The sequence below is a fragment of the Ornithinimicrobium cryptoxanthini genome (assembly GCF_023923205.1).
Lineage (GTDB): Bacteria > Actinomycetota > Actinomycetes > Actinomycetales > Dermatophilaceae > Ornithinicoccus > Ornithinicoccus cryptoxanthini.
The window spans coordinates 1,768,252-1,792,243 of sequence record NZ_CP099490.1; the positions used below are offsets into that span (position 1 = coordinate 1,768,252).

General features: G+C 67.1%; 21 protein-coding genes, 1 pseudogene and 1 riboswitch. Of the genes and pseudogenes, 17 read left to right on the top strand and 5 right to left on the bottom strand.

The window, feature by feature from the left end:
• Positions 1-159 precede the first annotated feature (159 nt).
• The 5 genes from NF557_RS08110 (at position 160) to NF557_RS08130 (ending at position 5,901) form a co-directional block, all read left to right on the top strand.
• Entirely contained in the window at positions 160-2,352 is a 2,193-nt protein-coding gene (locus NF557_RS08110) for a heavy metal translocating P-type ATPase (RefSeq protein ID WP_425342967.1), read from the top strand.
• 57 nt (positions 2,353-2,409) lie between these two features.
• Entirely contained in the window at positions 2,410-2,724 is a 315-nt protein-coding gene (locus tag NF557_RS08115) for a metal-sensitive transcriptional regulator (RefSeq protein WP_252623556.1), read from the top strand.
• Positions 2,725-2,731: 7 nt separating this feature from the next.
• Positions 2,732-3,502 (top strand): response regulator transcription factor, encoded by a 771-nt coding sequence (locus NF557_RS08120; RefSeq protein WP_252623558.1) that lies wholly within the window; start codon positions 2,732-2,734, stop codon positions 3,500-3,502.
• Between the two features lie 50 nt (positions 3,503-3,552).
• Positions 3,553-4,629: a sensor histidine kinase gene (locus NF557_RS08125; RefSeq protein ID WP_252623561.1), complete on the top strand. Its 1,077-nt coding sequence runs from the start codon at positions 3,553-3,555 to the stop codon at positions 4,627-4,629.
• Between the two features lie 157 nt (positions 4,630-4,786).
• Positions 4,787-4,964, top strand: a riboswitch (cyclic di-AMP (ydaO/yuaA leader).
• Between the two features lie 352 nt (positions 4,965-5,316).
• A complete protein-coding gene (locus NF557_RS08130; RefSeq protein WP_252623564.1) occupies positions 5,317-5,901 on the top strand; it encodes a C40 family peptidase in 585 nt (194 codons plus the stop codon).
• Between the two features lie 447 nt (positions 5,902-6,348).
• Here the strand turns inward: NF557_RS08130 and NF557_RS08135 are convergent, their stop codons facing one another.
• Positions 6,349-7,995: an alpha/beta-hydrolase family protein gene (locus NF557_RS08135; RefSeq protein WP_252623567.1), complete on the bottom strand. Its 1,647-nt coding sequence runs from the start codon at positions 7,993-7,995 to the stop codon at positions 6,349-6,351.
• Between the two features lie 290 nt (positions 7,996-8,285).
• Between NF557_RS08135 and NF557_RS08140 the strand changes: the two genes are divergently transcribed.
• The 5 genes from NF557_RS08140 to NF557_RS08160 all read left to right on the top strand — a co-directional run bounded on the left by NF557_RS08140 (position 8,286) and on the right by NF557_RS08160 (position 13,818).
• A complete protein-coding gene (locus NF557_RS08140; RefSeq protein WP_252623570.1) occupies positions 8,286-9,770 on the top strand; it encodes a leucyl aminopeptidase family protein in 1,485 nt (494 codons plus the stop codon).
• 170 nt (positions 9,771-9,940) lie between these two features.
• Positions 9,941-10,432: a DUF1269 domain-containing protein gene (locus NF557_RS08145; protein WP_252623572.1), complete on the top strand. Its 492-nt coding sequence runs from the start codon at positions 9,941-9,943 to the stop codon at positions 10,430-10,432.
• Positions 10,433-10,489: 57 nt separating this feature from the next.
• Positions 10,490-12,052 carry an SLC13 family permease gene (locus tag NF557_RS08150; RefSeq protein ID WP_252623575.1) on the top strand — a complete coding sequence of 521 codons (1,563 nt, stop codon included), beginning with the start codon at positions 10,490-10,492 and terminating at the stop codon, positions 12,050-12,052.
• 72 nt (positions 12,053-12,124) lie between these two features.
• The gene (locus NF557_RS08155; RefSeq protein WP_252623577.1) at positions 12,125-13,330 is read left to right on the top strand and encodes a hypothetical protein; all 1,206 of its coding nucleotides are present in this window, start codon (positions 12,125-12,127) and stop codon (positions 13,328-13,330) included.
• Between the two features lie 77 nt (positions 13,331-13,407).
• A complete protein-coding gene (locus tag NF557_RS08160; RefSeq protein WP_252623580.1) occupies positions 13,408-13,818 on the top strand; it encodes a phage holin family protein in 411 nt (136 codons plus the stop codon).
• A 93-nt stretch (positions 13,819-13,911) separates the two neighbouring features.
• On the opposite strand, the gene NF557_RS08165 is transcribed toward NF557_RS08160, so the two are convergent.
• Positions 13,912-14,211 (bottom strand): SHOCT domain-containing protein, encoded by a 300-nt coding sequence (locus NF557_RS08165; protein WP_252623582.1) that lies wholly within the window; start codon positions 14,209-14,211, stop codon positions 13,912-13,914.
• A gap of 135 nt (positions 14,212-14,346) precedes the next feature.
• Between NF557_RS08165 and NF557_RS08170 the strand changes: the two genes are divergently transcribed.
• Positions 14,347-14,730 carry a hypothetical protein gene (locus tag NF557_RS08170; RefSeq protein ID WP_252623586.1) on the top strand — a complete coding sequence of 128 codons (384 nt, stop codon included), beginning with the start codon at positions 14,347-14,349 and terminating at the stop codon, positions 14,728-14,730.
• On the opposite strand, the gene NF557_RS08175 is transcribed toward NF557_RS08170, so the two are convergent.
• Entirely contained in the window at positions 14,701-14,928 is a 228-nt protein-coding gene (locus tag NF557_RS08175) for a hypothetical protein (RefSeq protein ID WP_252623588.1), read from the bottom strand. The two genes, NF557_RS08170 and NF557_RS08175, sit on opposite strands and share 30 nt — an antisense overlap.
• 175 nt (positions 14,929-15,103) lie before the next feature.
• Between NF557_RS08175 and NF557_RS08180 the strand changes: the two genes are divergently transcribed.
• From NF557_RS08180 to NF557_RS08190, 3 genes are read left to right on the top strand one after another with little or no spacing between them, the layout of a single operon-like run.
• Complete coding sequence (locus NF557_RS08180; protein ID WP_252623590.1) at positions 15,104-15,577, top strand: hypothetical protein; 474 nt, start codon at positions 15,104-15,106, stop codon at positions 15,575-15,577.
• A 45-nt stretch (positions 15,578-15,622) separates the two neighbouring features.
• Entirely contained in the window at positions 15,623-17,650 is a 2,028-nt protein-coding gene (locus NF557_RS08185) for a winged helix-turn-helix domain-containing protein (RefSeq protein WP_342454514.1), read from the top strand.
• Positions 17,595-18,347 carry a helix-turn-helix transcriptional regulator gene (locus NF557_RS08190; RefSeq protein WP_252623593.1) on the top strand — a complete coding sequence of 251 codons (753 nt, stop codon included), beginning with the start codon at positions 17,595-17,597 and terminating at the stop codon, positions 18,345-18,347. Before NF557_RS08185 ends, NF557_RS08190 begins: the two co-directional genes overlap by 56 nt.
• Before the next feature lie 39 nt (positions 18,348-18,386).
• On the opposite strand, the gene NF557_RS08195 is transcribed toward NF557_RS08190, so the two are convergent.
• Entirely contained in the window at positions 18,387-19,202 is an 816-nt protein-coding gene (locus NF557_RS08195; protein ID WP_252623595.1) for a siderophore-interacting protein, read from the bottom strand.
• A gap of 64 nt (positions 19,203-19,266) precedes the next feature.
• Here NF557_RS08195 and thrS point away from each other — a divergent pair, with 64 nt between their 5' ends.
• Positions 19,267-21,252: a threonine--tRNA ligase gene (gene thrS, locus NF557_RS08200; protein WP_252623597.1), complete on the top strand. Its 1,986-nt coding sequence runs from the start codon at positions 19,267-19,269 to the stop codon at positions 21,250-21,252.
• 161 nt (positions 21,253-21,413) lie between these two features.
• Here the strand turns inward: thrS and NF557_RS08205 are convergent, their stop codons facing one another.
• Positions 21,414-21,872, bottom strand: coding sequence for a nitroreductase family deazaflavin-dependent oxidoreductase (locus NF557_RS08205; protein WP_252623599.1), 459 nt, complete (start codon positions 21,870-21,872; stop codon positions 21,414-21,416).
• A 208-nt stretch (positions 21,873-22,080) separates the two neighbouring features.
• Between NF557_RS08205 and NF557_RS08210 the strand changes: the two genes are divergently transcribed.
• Complete coding sequence (locus tag NF557_RS08210) at positions 22,081-22,533, top strand: type IV toxin-antitoxin system AbiEi family antitoxin domain-containing protein (protein WP_252623601.1); 453 nt, start codon at positions 22,081-22,083, stop codon at positions 22,531-22,533.
• 135 nt (positions 22,534-22,668) lie between these two features.
• A pseudogene (locus NF557_RS08215) lies at positions 22,669-23,913 on the top strand (IS110 family RNA-guided transposase).
• Positions 23,914-23,992: the final 79 nt, after the last annotated feature.

Here is a 23,992-nt window from a genome sequence, read left to right on the forward strand (position 1 = left end):
ACGCCAGCACATGGTCCATCCCGTGGCAGGGGACCCGGGCGGGCAGGCCCCCGCCATGGTCGGTACTACGCCTTAACAAGGCGGGCGAGCACAATCCCCACCGTAGGGGCCACGCGGCACAAACTCACTCCATGACAGGTATGCGATAGGAGCATGACCATGCGCCACGACAATAGGGACGGCTCCGACGTGCCGCACCGCGCCGATGATTCCCACGGCGGTCCCGATCAACACGGTGAGCACGCTCACCACACGGAACAGAGGGTTGATCACCCCGGCCATGCGCACAGTGCCCATGACGGGCATGAGGGGCATGGTGGATCCGGTCATGGTGGTCATGGTGGTCACGCCGGCCATGGTGATCACGTGGGACAGTTCCGGCGGTTGTTTTGGATCATGCTGGTCCTGGCCGTGCCGGTCGTGGCGTTCAACGACATGTTCGCGGATCTCCTGGGGTATGACCTGCCCTCCGGGGGATGGGTCTGGTGGGTCTCGCCTGTGCTTGGCACGGTGGTGTACGCCTGGGGTGGTCAGCCGTTCCTGACCGGGGCGGTAGAGGAGATCCGTGCCCGCAAGCCCGGCATGATGCTGCTGATCGGCTTGGCGATCACGGTGGCGTTCGTTGCCTCGTGGGGCGCGAGCCTTCGCGTCCTTGATCACGAGCTGAACTTCTGGTGGGAGCTAGCCCTGCTGGTGGTCATCATGCTGCTGGGTCACTGGATCGAGATGCGTTCCTTGGCGCAGACCACCTCTGCGCTGGACTCTTTGGCGGCGCTGTTGCCGGATGAAGCTGAGAAGGTCAGCGGCGAGGGGGTCGTCAAGGTGGCCCCGGGCGATCTGGTGGTCGGCGACGTCGTGTTGGTTCGCCCTGGCGGTTCGGTCCCCGCCGACGGCAGGATCGTCGACGGTTCGGCGAGCATGGATGAGTCCATGGTGACTGGCGAGTCCAAGACCGTCCGTCGCGGAAACGGTGAGCAGGTGGTCGCCGGGACCGTGGCCACCGACTCCGGGCTGCGGGTCGAGGTCACGGCCATCGGCGATGACACCGCTCTGGCCGGTATCCAGAAGCTGGTCGCCGATGCCCAGGCATCCTCGTCGCGGGCCCAGCGGATCGCCGATAAAGCGGCGGGGTGGCTGTTCTGGTTCGCCCTGGGTGCCGCGGTGGTCACCGCGACTATCTGGTCGCTGATGGGTCTGCCCGACTCGGCGGTCGTGCGCACGATCACCGTGCTGGTGATCGCCTGCCCCCACGCCCTCGGTCTGGCGATTCCGCTCGTGGTGTCCATTGCGACCGAGCGCGCGGCCAGGGGTGGCGTTCTGATCAAGGACCGCCTCGCGCTGGAGTCCATGCGCACGGTCGACGCCGTCCTCTTTGACAAGACCGGCACGCTGACCAAGGGCGAGCCCACCGTCAGCGGTGTTGAACCCGTCGCGGGGCGCGGTCAGGACGAGGTCCTGGCATTGGCCGCGGCAGCGGAGTCCGACAGTGAGCACCCGCTGGCAAAGGCTATCGTCGGCGCGGCCCGCGGCCGGGAACTGACGATCTCGTCCGCCTCAGACTTCTCCTCCTCCCCAGCAGTTGGGGTGAAAGCCAGCGTTGAGGGGACGGTCATCGAGGTGGGTGGGCCGTACCTGCTGGAGAAGCACGGTGCCAGCGAGCTGCCCGTCGTCGAGGGCTGGCGTCTGGAGGGTGCGATCATCCTGCACGTTCTCGCCGACGGTGAGGTGATCGGTGCGCTGCGCCTTGCTGATGAGATCCGCCCGGAGTCCCGGGCGGCGGTCGAGGCGCTCCACGCTGCCGGCGCGCAGGTGGTGATGATCACTGGAGACGCCCAGGCCGTGGCGGACACCGTCGCCAAGGAACTGAACATCGACCGGGTCTTCGCCGGGGTACGCCCGAAGGACAAGGCCGCCAAGGTCGCTGAACTCCAGCAGGAGGGGCGCAAGGTCGCCATGGTTGGCGACGGGGTCAACGATGCCCCCGCCCTGGCCCAGGCCGATGTTGGCATCGCCATCGGTGCTGGCACCGACGTGGCCATCGGCTCGGCAGGGGTGATTCTGGCCTCCTCGGACCCACGCTCGGTCCTGTCGGTGATCGAGCTGTCGCGTGCCAGCTACCGCAAGATGAAGCAGAACCTGTGGTGGGCCGCGGGCTATAACCTGATCTCCGTGCCTCTGGCTGCCGGTGTCCTGGCGCCTGTTGGGTTCGTGCTGCCGATGAGTGTCGGCGCGATCCTCATGTCGGTCTCCACGGTCGTGGTCGCGCTCAACGCCCAGTTGCTGCGCCGGCTCGACCTGACCCCGGAACACAGCGCCCGGACCTTCCTCGAACAGCAAAGCACCACCCCGTAAGCCTCCCGAGAGGCAGGCAGCGACCCCAGTCGTCATCACACAGGAGGATTCAGTCATATGACCACCGAGACCACACCACGAGTCGAAGCCACGCATGGCTACATCAGCAACAAGTCCCGTTACCTCGCTCGGCTCAAGCGGATCGAAGGACAGGCCCGAGGAATCCACCGGATGGTCGATGAAGACACCTACTGCATCGACATCCTCACCCAGATCAGCGCACTCACCTCGGCCCTGGAGAACGTCGCGCTCGGACTGCTTGATGACCACCTCAAGCACTGCGTCGTCGCCGCCGCGAAAGCAGGCGGTTCCGAGGCAGAACAGAAGATCAACGAGGCTTCGCAGGCCATCGCCCGACTGGTCAAGTCATAAGCAGCGCATGACAGCCGACCTGCCGCCCCCCGGCCGCCGCGGCCCCGGCCGTGGATACCGGGTGCTCGTGGTCGATGATGAGAAGCCCCTGGCCGACGTCGTAGCCCGGTACCTACTGCGGGACGGCTACGACGTCACGGTCGTCCATGACGGACCGGCCGCCCTGCAGTGTTCGCGCCGACTGGACCCCGACGTCGTCATCCTCGACCTGGGACTACCCGGACTTGATGGCCTGGACGTCTGCCGCGGGTTACGCGAGTTCTCGGACTGTTACATCGTCATGCTCACCGCACGAGCCGAGGAGCCGGACACGTTGGCGGGGTTGCGTGCTGGCGCCGATGACTACATGACGAAGCCGTTCAGTCCCCGCGAACTCGTGGCACGGGTCCAGGTGATGCTGCGACGGCCGCGACAGCAGGTGGCGAAGGAGCCACCGGCAGGTGCCCAGCTGTACGTCTTTGGTCCGCTGAGCATTGACGTCTCGGCCAGGGAGGTCCATCTGGATGGCGATCGTGCCGTGCTGACCCGCACCGAGTTCGACGTCTTGCAGGCCTTGGCCGCACGGGCAGGCCAGGCGATGACTCGCCGCCAGATCATCGACGGTGTCTGGGGAGAGACGTGGGTCGGTGATGAGCAACTGGTCGACGTCCACGTTGCCCACCTGCGGCGCAAACTGGGGGATCCTGCCAGCGGCCCGCGCTTCATCCATACGGTGCGAGGGGTGGGCTATCGGTTGAACGTCGGACAGGTCACCTCCTCGCCGGAAGGGGACCTCTAATGCAAGGTGCTTCCGTCAGCTTTCGGGAACGCCTGCGGACAACTGGGCTGGTGACCCGCCTTCTCATAGCGCAGGGTCTGGTCGTCCTGGTCGGACTCGCGACGATTTTGGTGGTCACAGAGATCGTGGGCCTGGCGCTGTTCCGCGAGCACATGGTGGCGGCCGGCCACGAGAACCCTGACGTGGAGGCTATCCACGTCGAGGAGGCGTTTCGTTCTGCAATCACGTTCGCCCTGGTGGTGGCCCTGGCCGCGGCCCTGGTGGTCGCGCTGGCCGCGAGTTACTACCTCACCAGGCGGGTGGCGCGGCTGGTGCGAGGGGTAGCAGAAGCGGCGTCAACTATCGCAGCAGGTGACTACGAGGCTAGAGTCCAAACCCCAGCCTTGGGACCGGAGTTTAAGGTCCTGGCCGACTCGTTCAACCAGATGGCAGGCCGGCTCGCGGACACCGAGACCACGCGCCAGCAGATGCTGGGAGACCTCGCTCACGAGATGCGCACCCCCATCGCCACCCTGGATGCCTACCTTGAGGGCACCGAGGACGGCGTGACCCAACTGGACCCGCCGACCGTGGGGATGCTGCGCGGGCAGACTCAGCGGCTCGCACGGTTGGCCGAAGACATCAGCACCGTCTCGCGCATCGAGGAACACCATCTGGCCCTGGTTCATGAACCGGTGCACATCGGACGACTGATCGAGCAGGCCATCACTGCACACGAGGCGGTCTACGCGGCTAAGGGGGTCCGCCTCGCGAAAAAAGTTGAGGAGGATCTGCCAACGGTCGGCGCGGACCCCGATCGGTTGGGCCAGGTGATGACGAACCTGCTGGACAACGCGCTGCGTCACACCCCTGAGGGGGGTGCGGTCACCATTTCGGCACAGTCCACCGGGGAGCGGGTCGTGGTGACGCTCGCCGACACCGGCGAAGGCATCCCCGCCGACGCTCTGGAGCACGTGCTCGAACGGTTCTACCGCGTCGACACCGCCCGCGACCGACAGCGCGGTGGCTCCGGGGTTGGCTTGACGATTGCCCGCGGCATCGTCAAGGCCCACGGGGGAGATCTCTCGGTCACCAGCCCCGGCCCAGGGCGTGGGACAACCGTCGCCTGGTGGCTCCCGGCCCTGTAGACCCCCGTCTGCAGCGGTGTGCCCTACGCACTGCCCGGCTTTCATGAAGGTTCCATGAAGAACGACCATGATTCGGGTCCTGAGGGCGTTCCACTGAGTCCTGGCCGTTATCGTTTTGTTACCTACCTGCCCCTGGTGGGTCCCGGGCGTTCGCCGAGTCTTGTCAGCGCTGCGGGTCACACGAGAAGTCCGCATGACAAGAGCGGGGGACCCATGAAGTGGAACGCCTTGCGTTCCTCCGGGGCGAAGGTTCGGCTCACGAACACTGGGCCGTTTCCCGGGCAACTCCAGCCCGAGCCCGACAGCTAACCCCGCAGGCGCAGGAGAGGTAAACCCGTGAAGCGACGCATACCCGGGCGCCACCGCGCCCCACTCAACCTGCCCCGTCCCGTGACCGGAACCGCCACCGTGGCGGCCTCCGGCCTGCTCGTGGCCGCCCTTGGGGCCGCGACCTCCGTGCCCGCGCCCCCAGCGACAGCCTTCGGTGTCATCGGCACTGACCCGCTCCCGGCTCCGGAAGGCATTCAGCGCCCGATGGTGATCGATCAGAGCTCCACTCCCAGCTCTGCTGCCTCGCTCCGTGTGACCGCCGAGCCGGCCAGAGACGTTCCTGTGCAAGCGCTCCCGGCACCAGCCCCGGATGACGTTGAGCAGCACAGCCACTTTGGCGAACTTGGCTTTACCGGCGTGACCCCGGCACCGGAGCCGGCACCGGAGCCGGAGCCGGAGCCGGAGCCGGTGGAGGTGGCGAACGAGAGCACCGCGCCGGCTTCCGAGAATCTCAGTGACGCGGGGGTCTCCGCCGCGCAGACCCGCGAGGAAGACAGCGCGGGCAGCCGGTCGGAGTCCCGGCAGGAGGCGCCGGCCGAGCCGGTTGCACCCGTGGCCCCCGTCGGTGGCCAAGGCGCCGAGGCAGCCATCGCCTGGGCACAGGCCAACCTGGGACTTCCCTACAGCTGGGGATCGAACAGCGGCGGTGCCTACGACTGCTCCGGCTTCACCACAGCGGCCTTCCGTGCCGCCGGCATCAGCATCCCGCACGGGAGCGAAGCCCAGTACCACGCCACGAGCCGGGTCTCCCTTTCCGAGATCCAACGAGGCGACCTGCTCTTCTACAGCAGCAACGGCTCCCCCTCTGGCATCTTCCACGTAGCCATCTACCTCGGGGGCGGGCAGGTCATCCACTCCCTCCGCGACTGGTCCAGCTGGGACGGTTCCAAGATCAGCGGCATCAACTACGCCTCCGGGCTGATGGCAGCTGGTCGCGCCTGAAACTCGAAACAGCATGGTCACGGTGACCCTGTCCTCGAGCGGTATTTCGGCCCACCTCGAGGTGCAGGGTGACGGCCGTGGCAGTCCTATCGCTGACTGCGAGCCTGTATGCGGACGCTTCGTCCGCTCGGGCTGGCCATCGCCTGACAGATCGCCCACGCCCACGGTGGTTCGCTCACCGTCGACAACCGGGCCAGCCCGATGCCCGGTTCGTCCTCAGCCTACCCCTGAGGATGAGGACTCCTTCTTGGACCAAAGCACCGCTGAGGCTCCTCACCGGATGGAACTGGCCGAGTATGCCGTGCGCTGGCGCGGCTCTTCCTCCAGCCACTTCTCGTCCTGTGGGCACTCTACGGCGGCGGCTGGCTCCGGCGAGCCTCGCCACCGAAGCCTCGATCCGACTGACTGGCCCGACGCCACGGACACGACCAGGTCCTCGGGCATCGGTCAGCGCTCCACCTCTTCTAGTCGTTGGCGCAGCGACTCCAGCCGCTCGGCGTCCCACCCCTCCGGTTGCACCACGGCATACCACGCACTCAACGGTTGCGTCCCGTAAAGATGTCCGTGGTCCTGGTCGAAGTCGTTGCCGACTGCCATGTCGACCGCGACCTGCAGGAACGTGGCCACCGGGGTCCAGTCCATCGCCGGGTTCACCGCGGCGTCGAGTGGCTCTTCCAGCCAGTCTGGCTCGGTGACGAGCAGGTCCCAGTCCCACCAGACGATGGGGTCGTCCGCCTGTTGGAGGAAGACCGAGTGTGCTGTGGCTCCCTCCATGTCGCTCTGGCGGTTGGCAAACAGGAAGGTCTTGCCGTCGCCGACGATCGGTCTGATCTGCAGCGACCCTGGCGCGCGGGTGCGCTCGGCCTCCCGGCGCAGGTGCATGGTCTCGGGAGATCCCACCCAGACTGCTCCCGCGACACGCTCTCGGCTGTCCTCCAGGGAGTCAAAGGCCTGCGAGCCGCCGGAGGAGCCGAGGCTCTCACCGGCCATGTAGATCGTGGGTCGATCTCCCTCCAGTGCAGCAACACGCTCCTCCACAGCCTCGAGGAGCGCGGCAGCCGTCTCGCCAGCGGCCTCAGACTCAGCGACGAACGCCAGTGGGCTGGGCAGGTGTGAGTACTGCATCGACACGGTGGCGATGTCACCGCCGTAGAAGTACTCCAGGGGCTGGACGATCTGCTCGTTGATCCATCCCGTGCCGGTGGGAATCATCACCAGCAACCCCTCACGGTCAAAGGCACCGAAGCGCTCCATCTCGTCCATGACCAGGTCGACCCGTTCGGTCACCGTCTCGGCACTCGCCCGCCCCGCATAGACCCGGATTGGCTCGGTCACCTCGCCGGTCGCGAAGTCAGCCAGCTGCTCGGTGCCCACTCCACCGGAGAGGAAGTGGCGTCCCTGCAGGCCGATCTCATCCCAGGCCATCATCGAGGCGGGCCCACCGGAGCGCAACGCAGAAGTGGGCAGTGGCGGGGCGTTCTCGAGGCTCAGGTCGCCACGCGCGAAGGTGTCATTGATGCCGTCGATCGTGCGCTGGAAGACGAAGGTGTTGAGTGACGCCAACACCACCCAGCCCACCAGCACCAGCGCCAGCGCCCCAGCGATCCAGGCCGGGAGCATCCGGGCGCCAACGTGCGTGGTCCGGACCCACATGATCTTCAGGAGGCGACCGAGCCCGAACAGCACCAGGGCCAGGACCAGGGCCAGGAGCAGGGAGCCGAAATAGACAAACCAGAACGAGGAGCGTTCATAACCGAGCCTGTCCCAGGTCCACCTATGTTCGGGGACTGCCCCGACCACCGCCCAGAGGCACAAGACCGCGACGAGCACAAAGAGGATGATGCGCAGAGTCTGATCGGAGCTGGGCGTCAAGGGCTGCAACCCCCAGCCGAAGCGCGCTCGGAGCAACTTGCCCAGCCGTGTCAGGCCCAGTCCGATGCCGTAGCCGAGTGCCACCGAGGCCCCGGTGACGACACCCTGGAAGAGCCAGGAACGGGCCAGCAGGGACGGAGCCAGCGACTCGGCGAAGAGCCAGGCGGCGAGCACCATGCCCAACAGGCTGGGGCGGTGCAGCAGTCGTTCCCAGCGTGTCATCGGCTGGGGATCAGTCGGAGAGAGCGCGTCTGGCATCAACTGCGGTGTGGCAGAACGATTCTCCGACATGGTGAGCCTCCTTGGCTGTGTTGAAGACTACATTCGAGAGTTCCGTTGTCGCTGCCGATGGCGACATGCATGAGGCCACTCTCATCGGTGGACACCTCGCGCGATCCACCCACTGCGGGTGATGTCGCACGGGCAGGGGCGAGGTCATGCTCGTGGCACGTCGTGGAAGTCCACCCCACGACACAGGTGTCCCCACTCTCCCGCCGAGTCAAGGAGTCCGCATGTCTCACCCCGCGCCATACCCACCGCTCAGTCTCCCCACGCGCCAGCTGCGCGTGACTGCGGGCGCTGCGACCGGCGACGTGACAGCCGTGGGTCACGTCGTCTTCGAGGGCGACGACCCACCCGATGAGTCGGGCCTGACCCGCGCCAGGACCACCGAACTCGGCTTCACCCCATCGGTGGGCAAGTCCCTCGTGCTCCCGGGAGCTACGGGACCGGTCATCGTCCTGCTCGGCGGAGGTCAGAGGGCAGACGTCACCCCGGCGGTGCTGCGCGACCTCGCCGCGTGCCTGGCCCGCGCGGTTCCTGGACAGGAAGACCTCGCCATCGTCGTCCCCGACACCAAGGTGCCCTCCGAGGAAGCCGCGGCAGCGTTCATCGAGGGTGCCGCCCTGGCCAGGTATGTCTACCGCATCGGCGAGGAGCTTCCGGAGGCCAGACTTGCCTCCCTGACTCTGGTCAGCGGTGAGGGGAACACCGCTGCACTCGAACCGGGGATAGCTCGTGGGCTCACCCTCGTGAGGGCGACCAAGCTTGCGCGTGACCTGGCTGGGACACCCGGTGGCATTCTGACAGCGAGTGCCCTCGGCGAGGTGGCGCGTGATCTCGGGGTCGCAACTGGTCTGGAGGTTGAGGTCTTCGACGAGGAAGCCCTCCTCGAACTGGGGTGCGGCGGCCTGCTCGGTGTCAACCTGGGCAGTGACGAACCACCGGTGATGGTGAAATTGGTCTACCGCCCCGCTGGCGAGCCCACGGGAAGGCTCGCCCTCGTCGGCAAGGGGATCATGTATGACGCGGGGGGACTGGCACTGAAGCCCGGGGACGAGGTCCACGCCACCATGAAGAACGACATGGCTGGTGCGGGAGCCATCCTCGCGGCGATGACTGCTCTGGCGGAGCTGGGCTGCACTGCCCAGGTGACGGGGTTCCTGATGTGCACCGACAACATGCCCTCCGGGTCGGCGCTCCGCCTGGGAGACGTCATCGTGATGCGCGGTGGCAAGACCGTTGAGGTCATCAACACTGACGCCGAGGGCCGTCTGGTGATGGCGGACGCACTGGTCCTGGCCCGCGAGGAACCCGTGGACGCGATAGTTGATGTCGCTACCCTGACCGGAGCCTGCCTGCGCACTCTCGGCACCGAGATCGCGGGTCTCATCGGCAACAACGATGCCTTGCTCACCCAGGTGAAAGCCTCCGCGGAGCGTGTCGACGAACCGGTGTGGGAGCTACCGTTGGCGCACCGATACCGCAAGGAACTGGACTCAGGGATTGCGGACCTGCGCAACCTTGGTGGTCCCAACGCCGGATCGATCACGGCGGCCCTGTTCCTGGCGGAGTTCGTGGGCGACACCCCATGGGCGCACCTCGACATTGCCGGGACAGCGCAGTCCCCCCAGGCGCAGAAGTGGACCAACAAGGGCACCACAGGGTTCGGCACGCGACTTCTGGTCGACCTTGCTCTCCACTTCGCCCAGCCCTGACCGGGCCCGGCACCACAGACGCTGCCCGACGTCGACTCGGTCCACGCTGTCCTGCGAGGCAGGGTGGACTACCCGTAGGGGGTGATGCGAGCCACTGTCACGGAACTCAGAGTGGGCATCGGCACCGCGCACCTGTGTCGCGGCCTGCTCCGACCTCGAGGAGACGACCCATGTCTGAACTGATCATCATCGGCTACGACGACCACACCGTGGCCGAGCGCGCCAACAACAAGGTGCTGGAGCTCCAGCGCGACTTCATCGTCGATCTCGCCGGTCTGGCGGTCGTCCGCGTCGACACCGACGGCAAGAGGCACATCGACACACCTGGGTCGATCGTCGGTCGCTCCGCGTCCTCTGGGGCGATCTGGGGTGCGGTCATCGGACTGTTGTTCCTGGCCCCAGGTCTGGGACTGATCGTCGGGGGAGCCTGGGGTGCTCTCATGGGCAAGGCTTCCAAGGCGGGGATCAACCGGAGCCTGCGTGAGCGTGTCGACGGGCTACTCGAGCCCGGCAAGGCGGCGCTCGTGGTCATGGCCAGGAAGGTGACCGAGGACAAGTTCTCCGCCGCCATGGCCGAGTTTGGTGGGACTGTCCTGAAGACCTCGCTCTCGGACGCCGATGAGAAGGAACTCGCCGTCGAGCTCGCAGACTCGCAGGGGTGAGTCCGGCTCGTTGCCACCGCCACACCGATTGCTGCGACCGAACCCACGGGAGGTGACGTGACCGACAGCGTCATCACGCTGCTCGTGCTGGCAGTCACCGTCGGGCTCTTCATCTGGGACCAGCTGCCCGTCTCCGTGGTGGCTCTGCTGGTGCCGCTCCTGCTGTGGTCAGGTGGGGTTCTCGAACTGGACGACGCGCTGGCAGGGTTTGGGGATCCGACCATCTTGTTCATCGCCGGCCTGTTTGTGGTGAGCACGGCACTGGAGGCCACCGGGGTGACCGCTTGGGTCGGCAACCTGGCCATACGCGTTGCCGGGGAGAGCCCGTCCCGGCTCATGGTCACGGTGTTGCTCCTCGTGGCCCTGGTCACCGCGCTGCTCACCCCGAACGGTTCCATCGCAGCTCTCACGCCTGTCGTGGTGGCGCTGGCCGTGCGGGCTGGACGCTCGCCGTCCCAACTCCTGCTCCCGGCTGCGTTCTCGGCCCATGCCGGCTCTCTGCTCATGTTGACCGGGACACCAGTCACCGTGGTGATCGCCGACTACCTCGAGAGCGTCACCGGCAATCGTCTGGGGTTGTTCGCCATCGCTCTCGCCGGAGTGCCCCTCGTCCTAACCACGATCCTGCTTGTCGTCCTGCTGGGCTCCCGGCTGGTGCCGGAGCGGGCACCCCGGACCGCCCTGCGTGACTTCGGATCCCACGGCGAGACCCTTGGCGTCCACTACGCACTGGCCGGTGAGAGCGGCCCCCTGATGGGCCGCGACGGTGGCGTGGGCGAGTTCATGATCCCCCCGCGGTCTCCCGTGATCGGGTCCGAGGTCTATCGCGGCATGATCACCGAGAGTGGCGAGCTGGTCGTCGCGGCGGTGCACCGCAAGGGGCACGACGTGCAGGAACGGATCCGTCTGGCCGCGGGCGACTCACTGCTGCTCCAAGGATCCTGGCAGGCGCTTGAGGAGGCTGCGCGCACGCCCGACCTCCTCGCCGTGGACGATCCCACAGCGGTCAGGCGCCAAGCCGTCCCGTTCGGCCCCGGCGCGACGAAGGCGGTGATCGTCCTGGTCGGCATGGTGATCCTGCTCGCGACCGGTGTCGTGCCTGCTGCGGTTGCCGGAATCGTGGCGGGCATCGCCATGATCGTGCTGCGCGTGATCGCGGTGGACACGGCCTATCACGGGATCTCGTGGACGACCCTGATCCTGGTCGGCGGGATGATGTCTCTCGCGACGGCGATGGTGTCCAGCGGAGCCGCGCAGACACTAGCCGAGAGCCTCGTCGCGTTGACCGGGCCCGGCGGACCATACGCACTGCTCGCGGGTCTGTTCATCATGACCGCGCTCATGGGCCAGCTGATCAGCAACATGGCTACGGCTCTGATCGTGATCCCCATCGGCTTCTCGGCAGCCACGGAGATGGGGATCTCCTCGGCACCCGTCCTGCTTGCGGTCGCAGTCTTTTCTGCCGGCGCGTTGCTGACCCCTGTTGCGACCCCCGCCAACCTCGTGGTGATGGAGGCGGCTGGATACCGCTTCTCCGACTACTGGCGACTCGGACTTCCACTCCTGCTTGTCTACGGATTGGTCGGGACATTCCTCGTCCCTGTCTTCTGGCCCTTCTAGCTCCGTCTGGTCCTACAAACCCACACACCGAGAGGTCCTCATGCATCAGAACCCACATCCGGAGCGGATCCGATGAACCCGGTGCTGGCCTTCGTGGTGGTGATGGCGGTGTGGACCGTCAGCGACTTCGTGGCCAAGAAGACCCAGTCCCTGCTGTCGTCGCTCTTCGTCGCGTCCATCATCTTCCTGGTCGGGTTCCTCACGGGGATTTTCCCCGAGGACCTGCTGGCGAGTGCTTCGCTGCTGGCCCTGGGCGGCGTCGTGGTGGGTTTTATCATCGTCCACCTCGGCACCCTGATCAGCGTCGACGACTTCAAACGACAGTGGAAGACCCTCGTCGTGGGGATCGTCACGGTGGTCGGCATCGGCGTCCTGCTATGGATCGCAGGCTTCATCTTTGGCGGTGGGCGTCAGGAGGGCCGTTATGACGGCGTCGCCCAGGCGCTCGACTTCGTCATCGCAGGCGTGGGTGCCCTCAGCGGCGGGACGATCTCGGTGCTCATCATCCAGGAGGCTGCCCTCGACGTCGGTCTGACGGCGGTGGCCGTCTTCCCGGTGCTGATCGCGGCGCTTCAGGGCTTGATCGGGTTCCCGCTCACCTCGATCATCCTGCGGAAGGAAGCGGCTCGGTTGAAGGGGGAGTACAGGGCCGGCAACCTGGCCACACCCGTCTCCGAGGAGGTAGCGGCTGTCGCACCGTCGAAGTTGCCGGCCGTCCTGCAGACCACCCCGGGCGTGCTCATGGTCGTGGGTGCGGTCGTGCTTGTCTCGATCCTCATTAACAACGCGACCGACGGCATCCTCAACACCTTTGTCGTCGCGCTGATCCTGGGCATCGTGCTGCGGGCCACGGGTGTTTTCAAGACGGGGATCTTGAACGGGATCGACTCCTTCGGGCTGATGATGATCTCTATCCTGATCCTGGTGTTCGCCCCGTTGGCCACTGTCGAGGTGGCGGATGTCACGGCACTTGCCTTCCCGCTGCTGATCGCGTTCGTCTTCGGTGTGGCCGGCATCCTGCTGTTTGCGGCCATCACCGGCAAACTGCTTGGCTACACGGTCTCCATGTCAATCGCCATCGGGCTGACCTCGCTCTACGGCTTCCCAGGGACGATGATCCTGTCCCAGGAAGCTGCCAAGGGGGCTGGGGAGACTCCTGAGGAGGTCGCCGCGATCGAGGGCGAGATCCTGCCCAAGATGATGGTTGCGGGCTTCTCCACCGTCACGATCACCTCGGTCGTCGTGACCGGAATCATCGCCAGCGGCATCGGGCGGTGAGCGATCAGCACCACCCCTCTGGCCAGCTTCCCCACGTTGTCGGCACGGACCGAGACCTTCCACCACAGGAGTGACCCATGATCCGCTTTCTGGCAACCTCGTTGCTCTATCTGATGGGCAACGCGCTTGGCCTCCTGGTGGCGGCCTGGCTGCTGCCCGGCTTCCACCTGGCACCGCTGGGCTTCCTGATCAGCGTGCTCTTCTTGTCCCTGGTAGAGATCCTTCTTGGACCTTTTGTCTTCAAGATGGCCGTGTCCTACGTCCCAGCCCTGCGTGGTGGCATCGCCCTGGTCACGACGTTCATCGGCCTCCTACTCACCACCATCTTCACCAACGGTGTCCGGATCGAGGGTGTGCTGACCTGGGTGTTGGCGCCATTCGTGGTCTGGATCGTGGTGCTCCTCGCGGCGGTCCTGCTGCCACTGGTGCTCTTCAAGAAGGTTCTTGCGGGACGCAGAGGCGAGAGCGCCAGCGCTGCACAGCCCTGACGCCCCAGAACGCCCTGACGCCTCGGAGCGCCCTGACGCCTCGGAGCGCACTGAGGCCCCAGAACGGCAGCGACTTGTGGTGCGGCCCTCAGCTCAGCCGCCGTGGAGCACCCGAGCTTTCTGCACCTCGAACTCGGCGTCCGTGAGCACCCCCGCAGCCTTCAGTTCGCCCAGTTGGGTGAGCTGGGCGATCATCGTGGCCGTGTCCTGTGCGGGGGCTGGGGTCGGCGCTGCGGGCGCGGCTGCGGGAGGTGGTTCTGGCGCCGCCGGAGCCACAGGCTGCTGGTGCTGCTCAGCCCACTGGCCGCTCTGGCGCCGTGAGGCGCGCTGGTGGACCCGGGTGGCCGTGCTGGTGATGACTGCTGTGCGTGCGGCAGTGCGGAGCAGGCTCATGCTGGTGTTCCTTCCATCTCGTCTGGGTCTTGTTGGTCGGCCAGGGCTTCGGCAACCGCTGCGGCGTCGAGGTGGGCTGCGGTCACTAGGCGGGCCCGCCCATCCTGGAGCGTCGACCAGTGGCGTCAGCCACACGTGCTCGAACACCACGACGGCGGCGAGACTGCCAGGCTCGATCTGTTCCCCGACGAACGCTACGTCGTCCTCGTCGAGCAGTCCCGAGGAGGCACCGATGAGGAAGTTCAGTTCAGGGGATGCCACGCCGACGGCCTCCTCGATGTCGATGAGGCGGACGTCTCCCTGCTTGCCCGAGCGGACCAGTTCCAGGTCCAGGATATGGATGACGTGGCGACGGACCAGATCCTGCAGCACCTCGAAGCCCTGGGTGGAAAGTTCTCCGCCAGGGAACTCGACGACGATCATGTCGACTGGTGCGAGACGGTCCTGCGCGGCGACAGTCATGGTCTGATCAGTCCTTCTCAGTCAGGGTCAGGCCCTCGGAGTTGTCCCCGAGAGTGAGATGCGTGCCGTCCATGGACACTGCGGGCTGCGATTCAGGAAGGTGGAGAGCCACTCGTCCTGCTCCATCACCCCAGACGCTGTCTCGGTCACGAACGAGCGCCCAGCAAGGTCAGGAGAGCCCGCGCCACCGCAGGCACTGAGCACGACGCTCGCGGGAAGCGCCACGGACGGCACCCGGATGATGAGTTCGGCCATCAGGTGTCCTCCTCTGGGTGGGGACCGCGCACGTTTCGCGACGGCAGGGGGCGCGACGGCCCATCAAATGCGGTGAACATTCGAGTTCTCGGCCCAGCCTGCTGCCCCGCCCTGCAAGCGCGGATCACCCCCAACGGGTAGTCACAGGAGGTGTTACGCCGCGCACGATGGTCAGGTGTCCTCCGTCAAGGTGCAAATTGGTGTGCGTGGTGAGTTTCCCCGCGCGGTGCGCGAGGAACTGTCGGGCTTTGTCGAGAGCCCGGTGCCGGGCGGCAGCATCCTGCGTGGGGTCGTTCCTGATCAGGCCTCACTCCTCGGTGTCCTGGAGCGGCTGCACTTTGCCGGTCTGTCGCTCGACGACGTCGAGCGGCTGGACCCCGGACCTGTCGACCCGACAAGGCACGTGGGCGCGCATCCGGAGACCGAGCCGGGGCTCCAGGTGCGCATCCAGGTGGAGGGGAACGTTGCGGCATACATCCTGCGCGCACTGGACTCGGTCCCACAGGTCGAGCAGCGGTTCACCACGACCTTCGAGGTGCTCCTGGCCGACCAGGACGCACTCTTCGCGGTGCTGTCGCGCCTCGAGGCGTCGGCGACAGTGATCAGGGAGATCCACGTCGCGCAAGACCCTTCCCAGACGTTGGGATGATCGCTAGTCTAAGAGCGACATTGGCGGCTTGAGGAGACAACCGGCATGCCACGTGCAGAGGGGGTCTCGCCACTGGCTGCGGCCAGACTGACTGTCCCGCTGCCCTCCACTCGGCTGATCTCGCGCGAGCGCGTAACTCGACTGCTGGATCGCGCCGTGGCCCGTCCGCTCACGCTCGTCAGCGCGGGGCCCGGGACCGGCAAGACCCTGGCTGTGGCCACGTGGGTCCGCGAGGGCCGCGCCCCCGGACCTGTTGCCTGGGTCACGCTCGATCGCGTGGTGGGTGTGCCTAGCCGGTTCTGGGGTGCCGTCCTGACTGCTCTCGAACGAGCGCTGGAGCCTGGGACGCTCGGCGTGGTCCAGTCTCCTCGCAGCGTTGACGACGAGTTCGTCGAGGCACTGCACGGACGCCTCGCGGGTCATCAGGTCGTTCTGGTCCTGGACGACGTGCATGAGCTCCCGGCTGACGTGCTCGATGGTCTCGACCAGTTGCTGCGACTTCCGCCTGAGGGCCTGCACGTCGTGTTGATCTCCCGGCACGATCCCTCGCTCTCCCTGCACCGGCATCGACTCGCGGGGCACCTGGGGGAGGTGCGCGCCGCTGACCTGGCCTTCACCTCCGCGGAGACGCGTCAGCTCCTGGAGGACGGTGGCGTGCGTCTCGCCGAGGACGGGCTCGCTGAGCTGGTGCGCATCAGTGGGGGGTGGGCCGCTGGTCTGCGCCTGGCGCTGCTCTCCATGGAGGGCGCGAGCGACCCTCAGCGTGCGCTTCGTCAGTTCAGCGGCCAGCAGCCGCTGGTGGCGGGCTACCTCGACGAGGAGGTCATGCGCAGCCTCGGCCCGGCGCGCGCCAACTTCCTGCTGCGCACCTGCGTCACCGACCGGATCTGCGCGCCCCTGGCCGAAGTCCTGACGCGGGACGACTCTGCACCGGGACTGCTCAGGTCCCTCTCCGGCGACCACCTGCTGGTCCATGAGCTCGGGGAGAGTGGCTGGTCCCGCTACCACCCACTCCTCCTGCAGACCCTCCGGTCGCGCCTGAACCGGGACGAGCTTGAGCTGGAGCACGAACTGCACCGCCGCGCGAGCGTGTGGTTCGAGGGCGCCGGGGAGTGGCTTCTCGCGCTGGAGCATGCCGTCGCCAGTGACGACCTGGCGCTGAGCGTGCGCGTGGGGTTGGGTTCCTCGGCCGTCCTGGTGTTCTCCGGGCACCGTTCGCCGCTGGGGTCGATCATCAGCCGGATCTGCGCACAGGCGTCACCACACGATCCCGAGCTGCTGATGCTCCGTGCCCTGGGCGCCTACAGCCAGGACAACCATGCCAGGACCGTCGACCTCCTGCCGCTGGTGGAAGCTGGGGTCCACGAACTGCCCGAGCCTCGCCGCACCATCACGCTGCTGAACCTGCGGGTGTTGCAGGCGCTGGAGGCGCGCGTGGCCGGTGACACCGAGCAACTCACCAGGGCGTCTGAGGAGGCCGTTCGGTTGGTCGGGGGACTGCGTGGCGAGGACGCCCCCGGTTGGGCGGTCTTCAGGGGAGTCCCCCTCAAGATCGTTGCGGTGGGCCAGCTGTGGTCGGGTCGGCCGGCAGCTGCGCTGCGACTCCTGCGTCAGGCGATGGTCTTTGGCCAGGAGACGTTCACGGGATACGCCGCGGTCTATCACCAGGGACTGACTGCTCTGGCGCTGGTGATGTGTGGGCAGGTTGCCGCAGCCCGGCGCGAGGCGCTCGCGGTGGTCGGCCAGGTGGAGGCGTCACCGATCGAGAGACCGCACGGGAGCGGCCCAGCTTGGCTGGCGCTCGCCCTTGCGGAGCAGTCGTTGGGACACCAGGAGACGGCTGCCAGCGCTGGCAGCCGGCGAGAGTGTTGCGGTCGGTGGACCCGACCCGTTCGTGCCAGTCTGTCTGGCGCTGGCCCGTGTGCGGGCAGCGCTCATCGCCGGGGACCTGCGAGGCGCACGAAGAGCGCTCGCTCGTTCCGAGAAGGACTGTGCCTATCCCGGGCTGACGTATGCCGTGCTCCTGCGGGCCGCGCTCGAGATCGAGGTCGAGCTAGGGGCGGGCAATGTTGATCACGCGCTGGAGTTGCTCGCTGCTCATGACCTGCGCCGGACGCAGCTTCGAGGCGATGCCACGGTCAACCTCGATTGGCCCGATGAGGACCCGATCGAACTGGTCAGAGGTCTGGTGCTGCTAGCTTCTGGTCGGCCGGAGCAGGTTCGCGCGGCCGCGGCGACAGCCGTCGAACAGTCGCCCTCCTCGGCCGCAACCGGGTGGGTGGCGACCGCGCTGGCCGAGGACCGGCTGCGTCACGACGTCCTGGCGACGGAGGCGATGGGCTATGCACTCGACGTTGCGGCCCCACAGGGACTGGTCCTGCCCTTCCGCGTGCCGGGCGGCCACGTCGCTGCCATTTTGCGGCTCCACCAGTTGGTCGACGGTCGCCATGGCGCGTTTGTCCAGCTGCTCCTGCAGCAGATCGAGGTGAAGCCTCCGGCGGCTCCCTCCCTGGCGACGTTGCTCGAGCCCCTCACCGAGCGCGAGCGCGTGGTCGTCGCCTATCTGCCGACCATGCGGTCCAACGCCGAGATTGCCGACGAGATGGGCATCTCGGTCAACACGGTCAAGCAACACCTGAAGTCCGTGCACCGCAAACTGGGGGTCACCAGTCGACGGGAGGCGGTCCGCGCAGCTCGCCAGTTCGACCTGCTGCCAGAACCGGCCGGACTGGAGTCCGCCGAACCTGCACCAGTCGGTCCGCGAGACTGACGCGGCCCACCCCGGGCTGCTGCTGGTGCAGCCTGATGGTCAGTCCGGGATCTTGCCGATGGGCTCGCGCTTCTCGGCCTGGAAGCGGTCCTCGGTCCGTCCGTTGGCCCAGTAGCCCGACAGCGACAGGTCCTCACGGGGCACGCCCCGCTCCTTGAGGACAGCACGCACGGCCTTCATCGACTCCCGCTCACCGTGGGCGAAGACGTGCACCCGGCCGTGTGGCCACGGCCATGCCGCCGCGGCGTCCGCGAGCAGGGTGGTCTGCTCGGCAGGGCCGACCAGCCACGTCTGTCGTATGCCGACCGGCCCGGTGATCTCGAACCGTCCCGACTCCTCGGTGACCTGGAAGAAGGCTGCCCCCCGGGCATCTGACGGCAGCCGCTCCAGCGCAGCGGCGATGGCCGGCATGGCTGACTCGTCGCCGATGAACAGGTGCCAGTCCGCCGTGAGGTCGGGGGAGTAGGCCCCGCCTGCCCCCGAGAGGCTGAACTGGTCGCCCGGTCGGGCGTTGCGGGCCCAGGGCGCGGCGAAGCCGTCGTCCCCGTGGACCACGAAGTCGATCGCCAGTCGCTCGCTCGTCCGGTCCACCCAGCGCAGGGTGTAGGTGCGTCGCACCGGCCAGTCCTCGGGCGGGAGCTGCTCGCGAAGGGCCGCCTCGTCATACGGCGGAGTCAGCCCCAGCTCCGGCCGGACGAAGACCAGCTTCACGTAGGCGTCGGTGAAGTCGTTGAAGCTGAGTTCTGAGAAGCCGGGTCCGCCGGCGACCAACCGCACCGTGGTCGGGGAGACCCACTGGGAGGACTCGACGGTCAGGACCGCCTGGGGGCGTGGTGGACGATTCGGCTGGCTCACCCCATTAGAGTTGCATAGCGCCGCCCTGCGGCCGAAACCATGCACACCCACCCGAGGAGTCACTGTGTCCGCCCAGATCACCGTCACCGTCGCCGGCAGCGAGCGAACGGTCGATCAGGGCACGACTGCCGCTGACCTATTTGCCGACGACAGGCAGGTCGTGGTCGCGCGGGTCGGTGGGGAGCTGCGCGACCTGGCCCACGAGCTGACCGAGGGCGAGGTCGTGGAGCCGGTGCTGATCAGCGAGCCGGACGGGCTCGACGTGCTGCGCCACTCGTGCGCCCACGTGCTCGCGCAGGCCGTCCAGGAAATCAACCCGGCGGCCATGCTGGGCATCGGGCCCCCGATCCGCGACGGCTTCTACTACGACTTCGATGTGGCCGAGCCCTTCACCCCGGAGGACCTGAAGCAGCTCGAGAAGGTGATGCAGCGCATCATCAACACTGGTCAGACGTTCCACCGGCGCGAGGTCTCTGACGACGCCGCCCGCGCCGAGCTGTCGGGCGAGCCCTACAAGCTGGAACTGATTGGGCTCAAGGGCGGCGCTGCCGAGGACGCCGCGGAGGGCGCCTCGGTCGAGGTCGGCGGGGCCCAGCTGACCATCTATGACAATGTCGACCGCAAGGGTGAGCCGGTCTGGGGCGACCTGTGCCGCGGACCGCACCTGCCCACGACCAAGCTGATCGGCAACGCCTTCAAGATCACCCGCAGCGCCGCGGCATACTGGCGCGGTTCGGAGAAGAACCCGCAGCTGCAACGGATCTATGGCACCGCCTGGCCGTCCAAGGACGAGCTGAAGGCCTATCTGGACCGCATCGCCGAGGCCGAGCGCCGCGACCACCGCAAGCTCGGTGCCGAGATGGACCTCTACTCCTTCCCAGAGGAGATCGGCCCGGGCCTGCCCGTCTTCCACCCCCGCGGCGGCGTGCTCAAGCGGGTGATGGAGGACTACGTCCGCCAGGCCCACATCGAAGCCGGCTTCCAGTATGTCGGGACGCCGCACATCTCCAAGGAGGGGTTGTTCCACACCTCCGGGCACCTGCCCTACTACGCCGACGGGATGTTCCCGCCGATCGACGACGACGGGCAGCCCTATCGCCTCAAGGCGATGAACTGCCCGATGCACAACCTGATCTTCCGCAGCCGCGGTCGTTCCTACCGTGAGCTGCCGCTGCGCTTCTTTGAGTTCGGCACGGTCTATCGCAACGAGAAGTCCGGCGTGCTGCAGGGCCTGACCCGCGTGCGGATGATCACCCAGGACGACAGCCACTCCTACGTCACGCGCGAGCAGGCTCCTGCTGAGATCAAGCACCTGCTCAACTTCGTGACCACGCTGCTGAGCGACTTCGGGATGGACGACTACTACCTTGAGCTGTCCACCCGTGACGAGGACGGCGACAAGAAGGACAAGTTCATCGGCTCGGCCGAGCAGTGGGAGGAGGCCACCGCGATCCTGGAGCAGGTGGCCAGCGAGTCAGGTCTGGAGCTGGTGGCCGACCCCGGAGGTGCGGCCTACTACGGTCCGAAGATCTCGGTCCAGGCGCGCGACGCGATCGGGCGGACCTGGCAGATGTCGACGATCCAGTATGACTTCAACCAGCCCGAGCGCTTCGAGCTGGAGTTTTCGGCAGCCGACGGCACCCGGCAGCAGCCGGTGATGATTCACTCAGCGAAGTTCGGCTCGATCGAGCGGTTCATCGGGGTGCTGGTCGAGCACTATGCCGGGATGTTCCCGCCGTGGCTCGCGCCGGTCCAGGTGCTGGGCGTGCCGGTGGCCGAGGAGTTCGACGGCTATCTCAAGGAGGTCGAGGCCCAGCTGCTGGCCGCGGGCCTGCGCGTGGAGCTGGACCTGTCTGACGACCGGTTCCCCAAGAAGATCCGCAACGCGAGCAAGTCGAAGGTGCCGTTCATCCTGATCGCCGGTGGCGACGACCGCGACGCCGGTGCGGTCTCGTTCCGTTATCGCGACGGGTCGCAGAAGAACGGCGTCCCGATCGCGGAGGCCATCGAGGAGATCGCCGCAGCTGTGCACGACCGCGTCCAGATCTGAGTCAGTTCCGGGGAAGTCCGGATCGTGCCTCGCCCCTCAACCCGAGAAGGTGGCCCTCAACCCGAGAACGAGTCCCTCAACCCGAGGTAGTTCGTCGGGTTCGGGGCCACTTTCTCGGGTCAAGCCGGGTCCGCGGTCGAGTGGGCTTGAGCAGGCGGCGGTCAGCGTGGCTCGAGCAGGAAGACCGGGATCGTCCGCTCAGTCTTGCGCTGGTAGTCGGCGTAGGGCGGGAAGGCCGCGACACCGCGATCCCACCAGAGGTCGCGCTCCGCACCGGGACTCAGCTCGCGGCTGGTCATCGGGATGTCGGTGGTGCCGTCGCGCACGACAACCTCGTCCGGGTTCTTGCGGATGCTGGCGACCCACACCGGGTCCTTCGGTGCTCCGCCCTTGCTGGCGACCGCGAGATAGCGCCCACCGTGTTCCACCCGCATCAGGGGAACGCGTCGTGGAAGTCCACTCTTGGCACCGACCACCGTGACCACGACAATCGGTCGACCCTGAATCTGGGCGACCGTCGTGTCTCCGCCTGCATCGTCGATGACATCGAGCTGCTTGCGCACCCACGGCTCCCCGGGCTGGATGAACTCCTGCTGTGCTGAACTCTTCGAATCGGGCATGTGTCAAGAACCAGGCTCGGGCGGTGCCTGTTCCCACGCCGCACAGCCCGCCCTCAAGGTCACTTCCCGAAGACCGTTGGCGAGGGCCCCGACATCCAGAGCCTCGACTCTCTCGTGCGCTGTGCACCGCACTCCAACTGGCCAGCCGTCGTCCACAGGTCGCCCAGCATCGAACCGCCGCCGGTGCAGTGCAGGTGAGGGTGCGGGAATGGACCTCGCGGTGCGGCAACTGGCGGAGAAGCAGCACGGACTCTTCACGACGGGGCAGGTGCATCTAGTCGGAAGCTCTCGCAAGGCAGTGCGGCACGCGCTGGCGGCCCACGAGATCATCCGGCTCACCCGCGGTCTCTACGTCCTCGCAGACCACTATCCGTCGACCACGGTGGAGCGCCATCTCCAGCTGGCTCGTGGCGCGCTGCTCCTGGTGCCGGACGGTGTCCTTAGCCACTGGACCGCGTTGCTGGCCCACGGGATCCCCGTCGTGACCGTGCCGCCAGAGGTGCGCTTGCGGCGGCCAGTCTCATCAGAGTGCCTGGGGCCGCGTGGCGGCCGTCGTGGGGTCAGAAGAGTCCTGACTGGTCACCTTGGTCGTTCGGGTGGACAGTGGGGAGCGTGGATCGTGGTCGACCTCGGACACTTCTTTGTGCCGGTGAGCCAGTAACAGAGTGTGAGGTGCGGGGCCTGCCACGGGAACCGTGGATTGTTGCTACGAGCACGCGAGTCAGACTCCAGAACCTGATCAGCCCCGCCCGCGGTCCACACATCTCAGATCACGGATCACGGAAGGAACAGGACGATGGAAGTGCTGCACCCGCGCTGTGCGGGACTGGATGTGTCCAAGCGGGACGCCAAGGCGTGCGTGCGGATCGTGCCCTCGGGCAAGGTCCGCCCCACCGAGGAGATCACCACCTGGTCGTCGATGACCGGCGACGTCCTGGCGCTGCGCGAGCACCTGGTCACGGCCGGGTGACGTGCGTGCGTGGTGATGGAGGCCACGGGTGACTACTGGAAACCGTTCTACTACCTGCTGGAGGACGGCCCGTTCGAAGTGACGCTGGTCAACGCGCATGAGGCAAAGAACCTGCCCGGCCGCAAGACCGACGTCTCGGACGCCGCCTGGTTGGCCCAGTTGGCCGCGCACGGGCTGCTACGGGCCAGTTTCGTGCCGCCGCCCCCGATCCGCCAGTTGCGGGACCTGACCCGCGCCCGCACCGCGGTCACCCGGGAACGCACCCGCGAGGCGCAACGCCTGGAGAAGGTCCTCGAGGACGCCAGCATCAAACTGTCGGTCGTGGCCACCGACATCACGGGAGTCTCCGGGCGGGCGATCCTGGCAGCGATGGTCGCCGGGGAACGCGACCCCGCCACGCTGGCCGAGCTGTCGGTGCGCAGGCTGCGGGTCAAGATCCCGGCCCTGACCCAGGCACTGGCCGGCCGGTTCACCGAGCACCATGCCTTCCTGGTCCAGTTATACCTGGAACTGATCGACCAACACACGGCCGCGATCAACACCCTTACCGAACGTATCGAGGAGGCGATGGTCCCGTTTCGCGCAGCCCGAGAGCTGGTCACCAGCATCCCCGGGATCGGCGTCCCGACCGCCGACGTCATCATCGCCGAGACCGGTGGCGACATGAGCGTCTTCGCCACCCCCGGGCACCTGGCCTCCTGGGCCGGTGTCTGCCCAGGCCACCACGAGTCCGCCGGCCGGAAGAAATCCAGCAAAACCCGCCCCGGCAACCGCTGGCTCAAGGGCGCGCTCGGTGCAGCAGCCCTGTCCATCGCCCGACACCCGGGCACCTTCCTCAACACCAAGTACCGCAGGCTGGCCAAGTCCCGCGGAAAAGGCAAGGCCGTCGTCGCTACCGAGCGCACCCTGCTCACCCTCGTCTGGACCATGATGAACACCGGCGAGCTCTACGCAGAGCCCGGCCCGGACTACTACACCCGACGCAACCCCGAACGCGCCAAGCGCCACGCCCTCCGCCAACTCCAAGCACTGGGCTACGACGTCACCGTCCACCCCCGAGGAGCCGCCTGACAGCCCCAACACTCACCTGATCTTCGAGTCAGGTACGGCGCAAGGGTCAGGTCCGCCGCGCCGGGATCGTCATCGATGC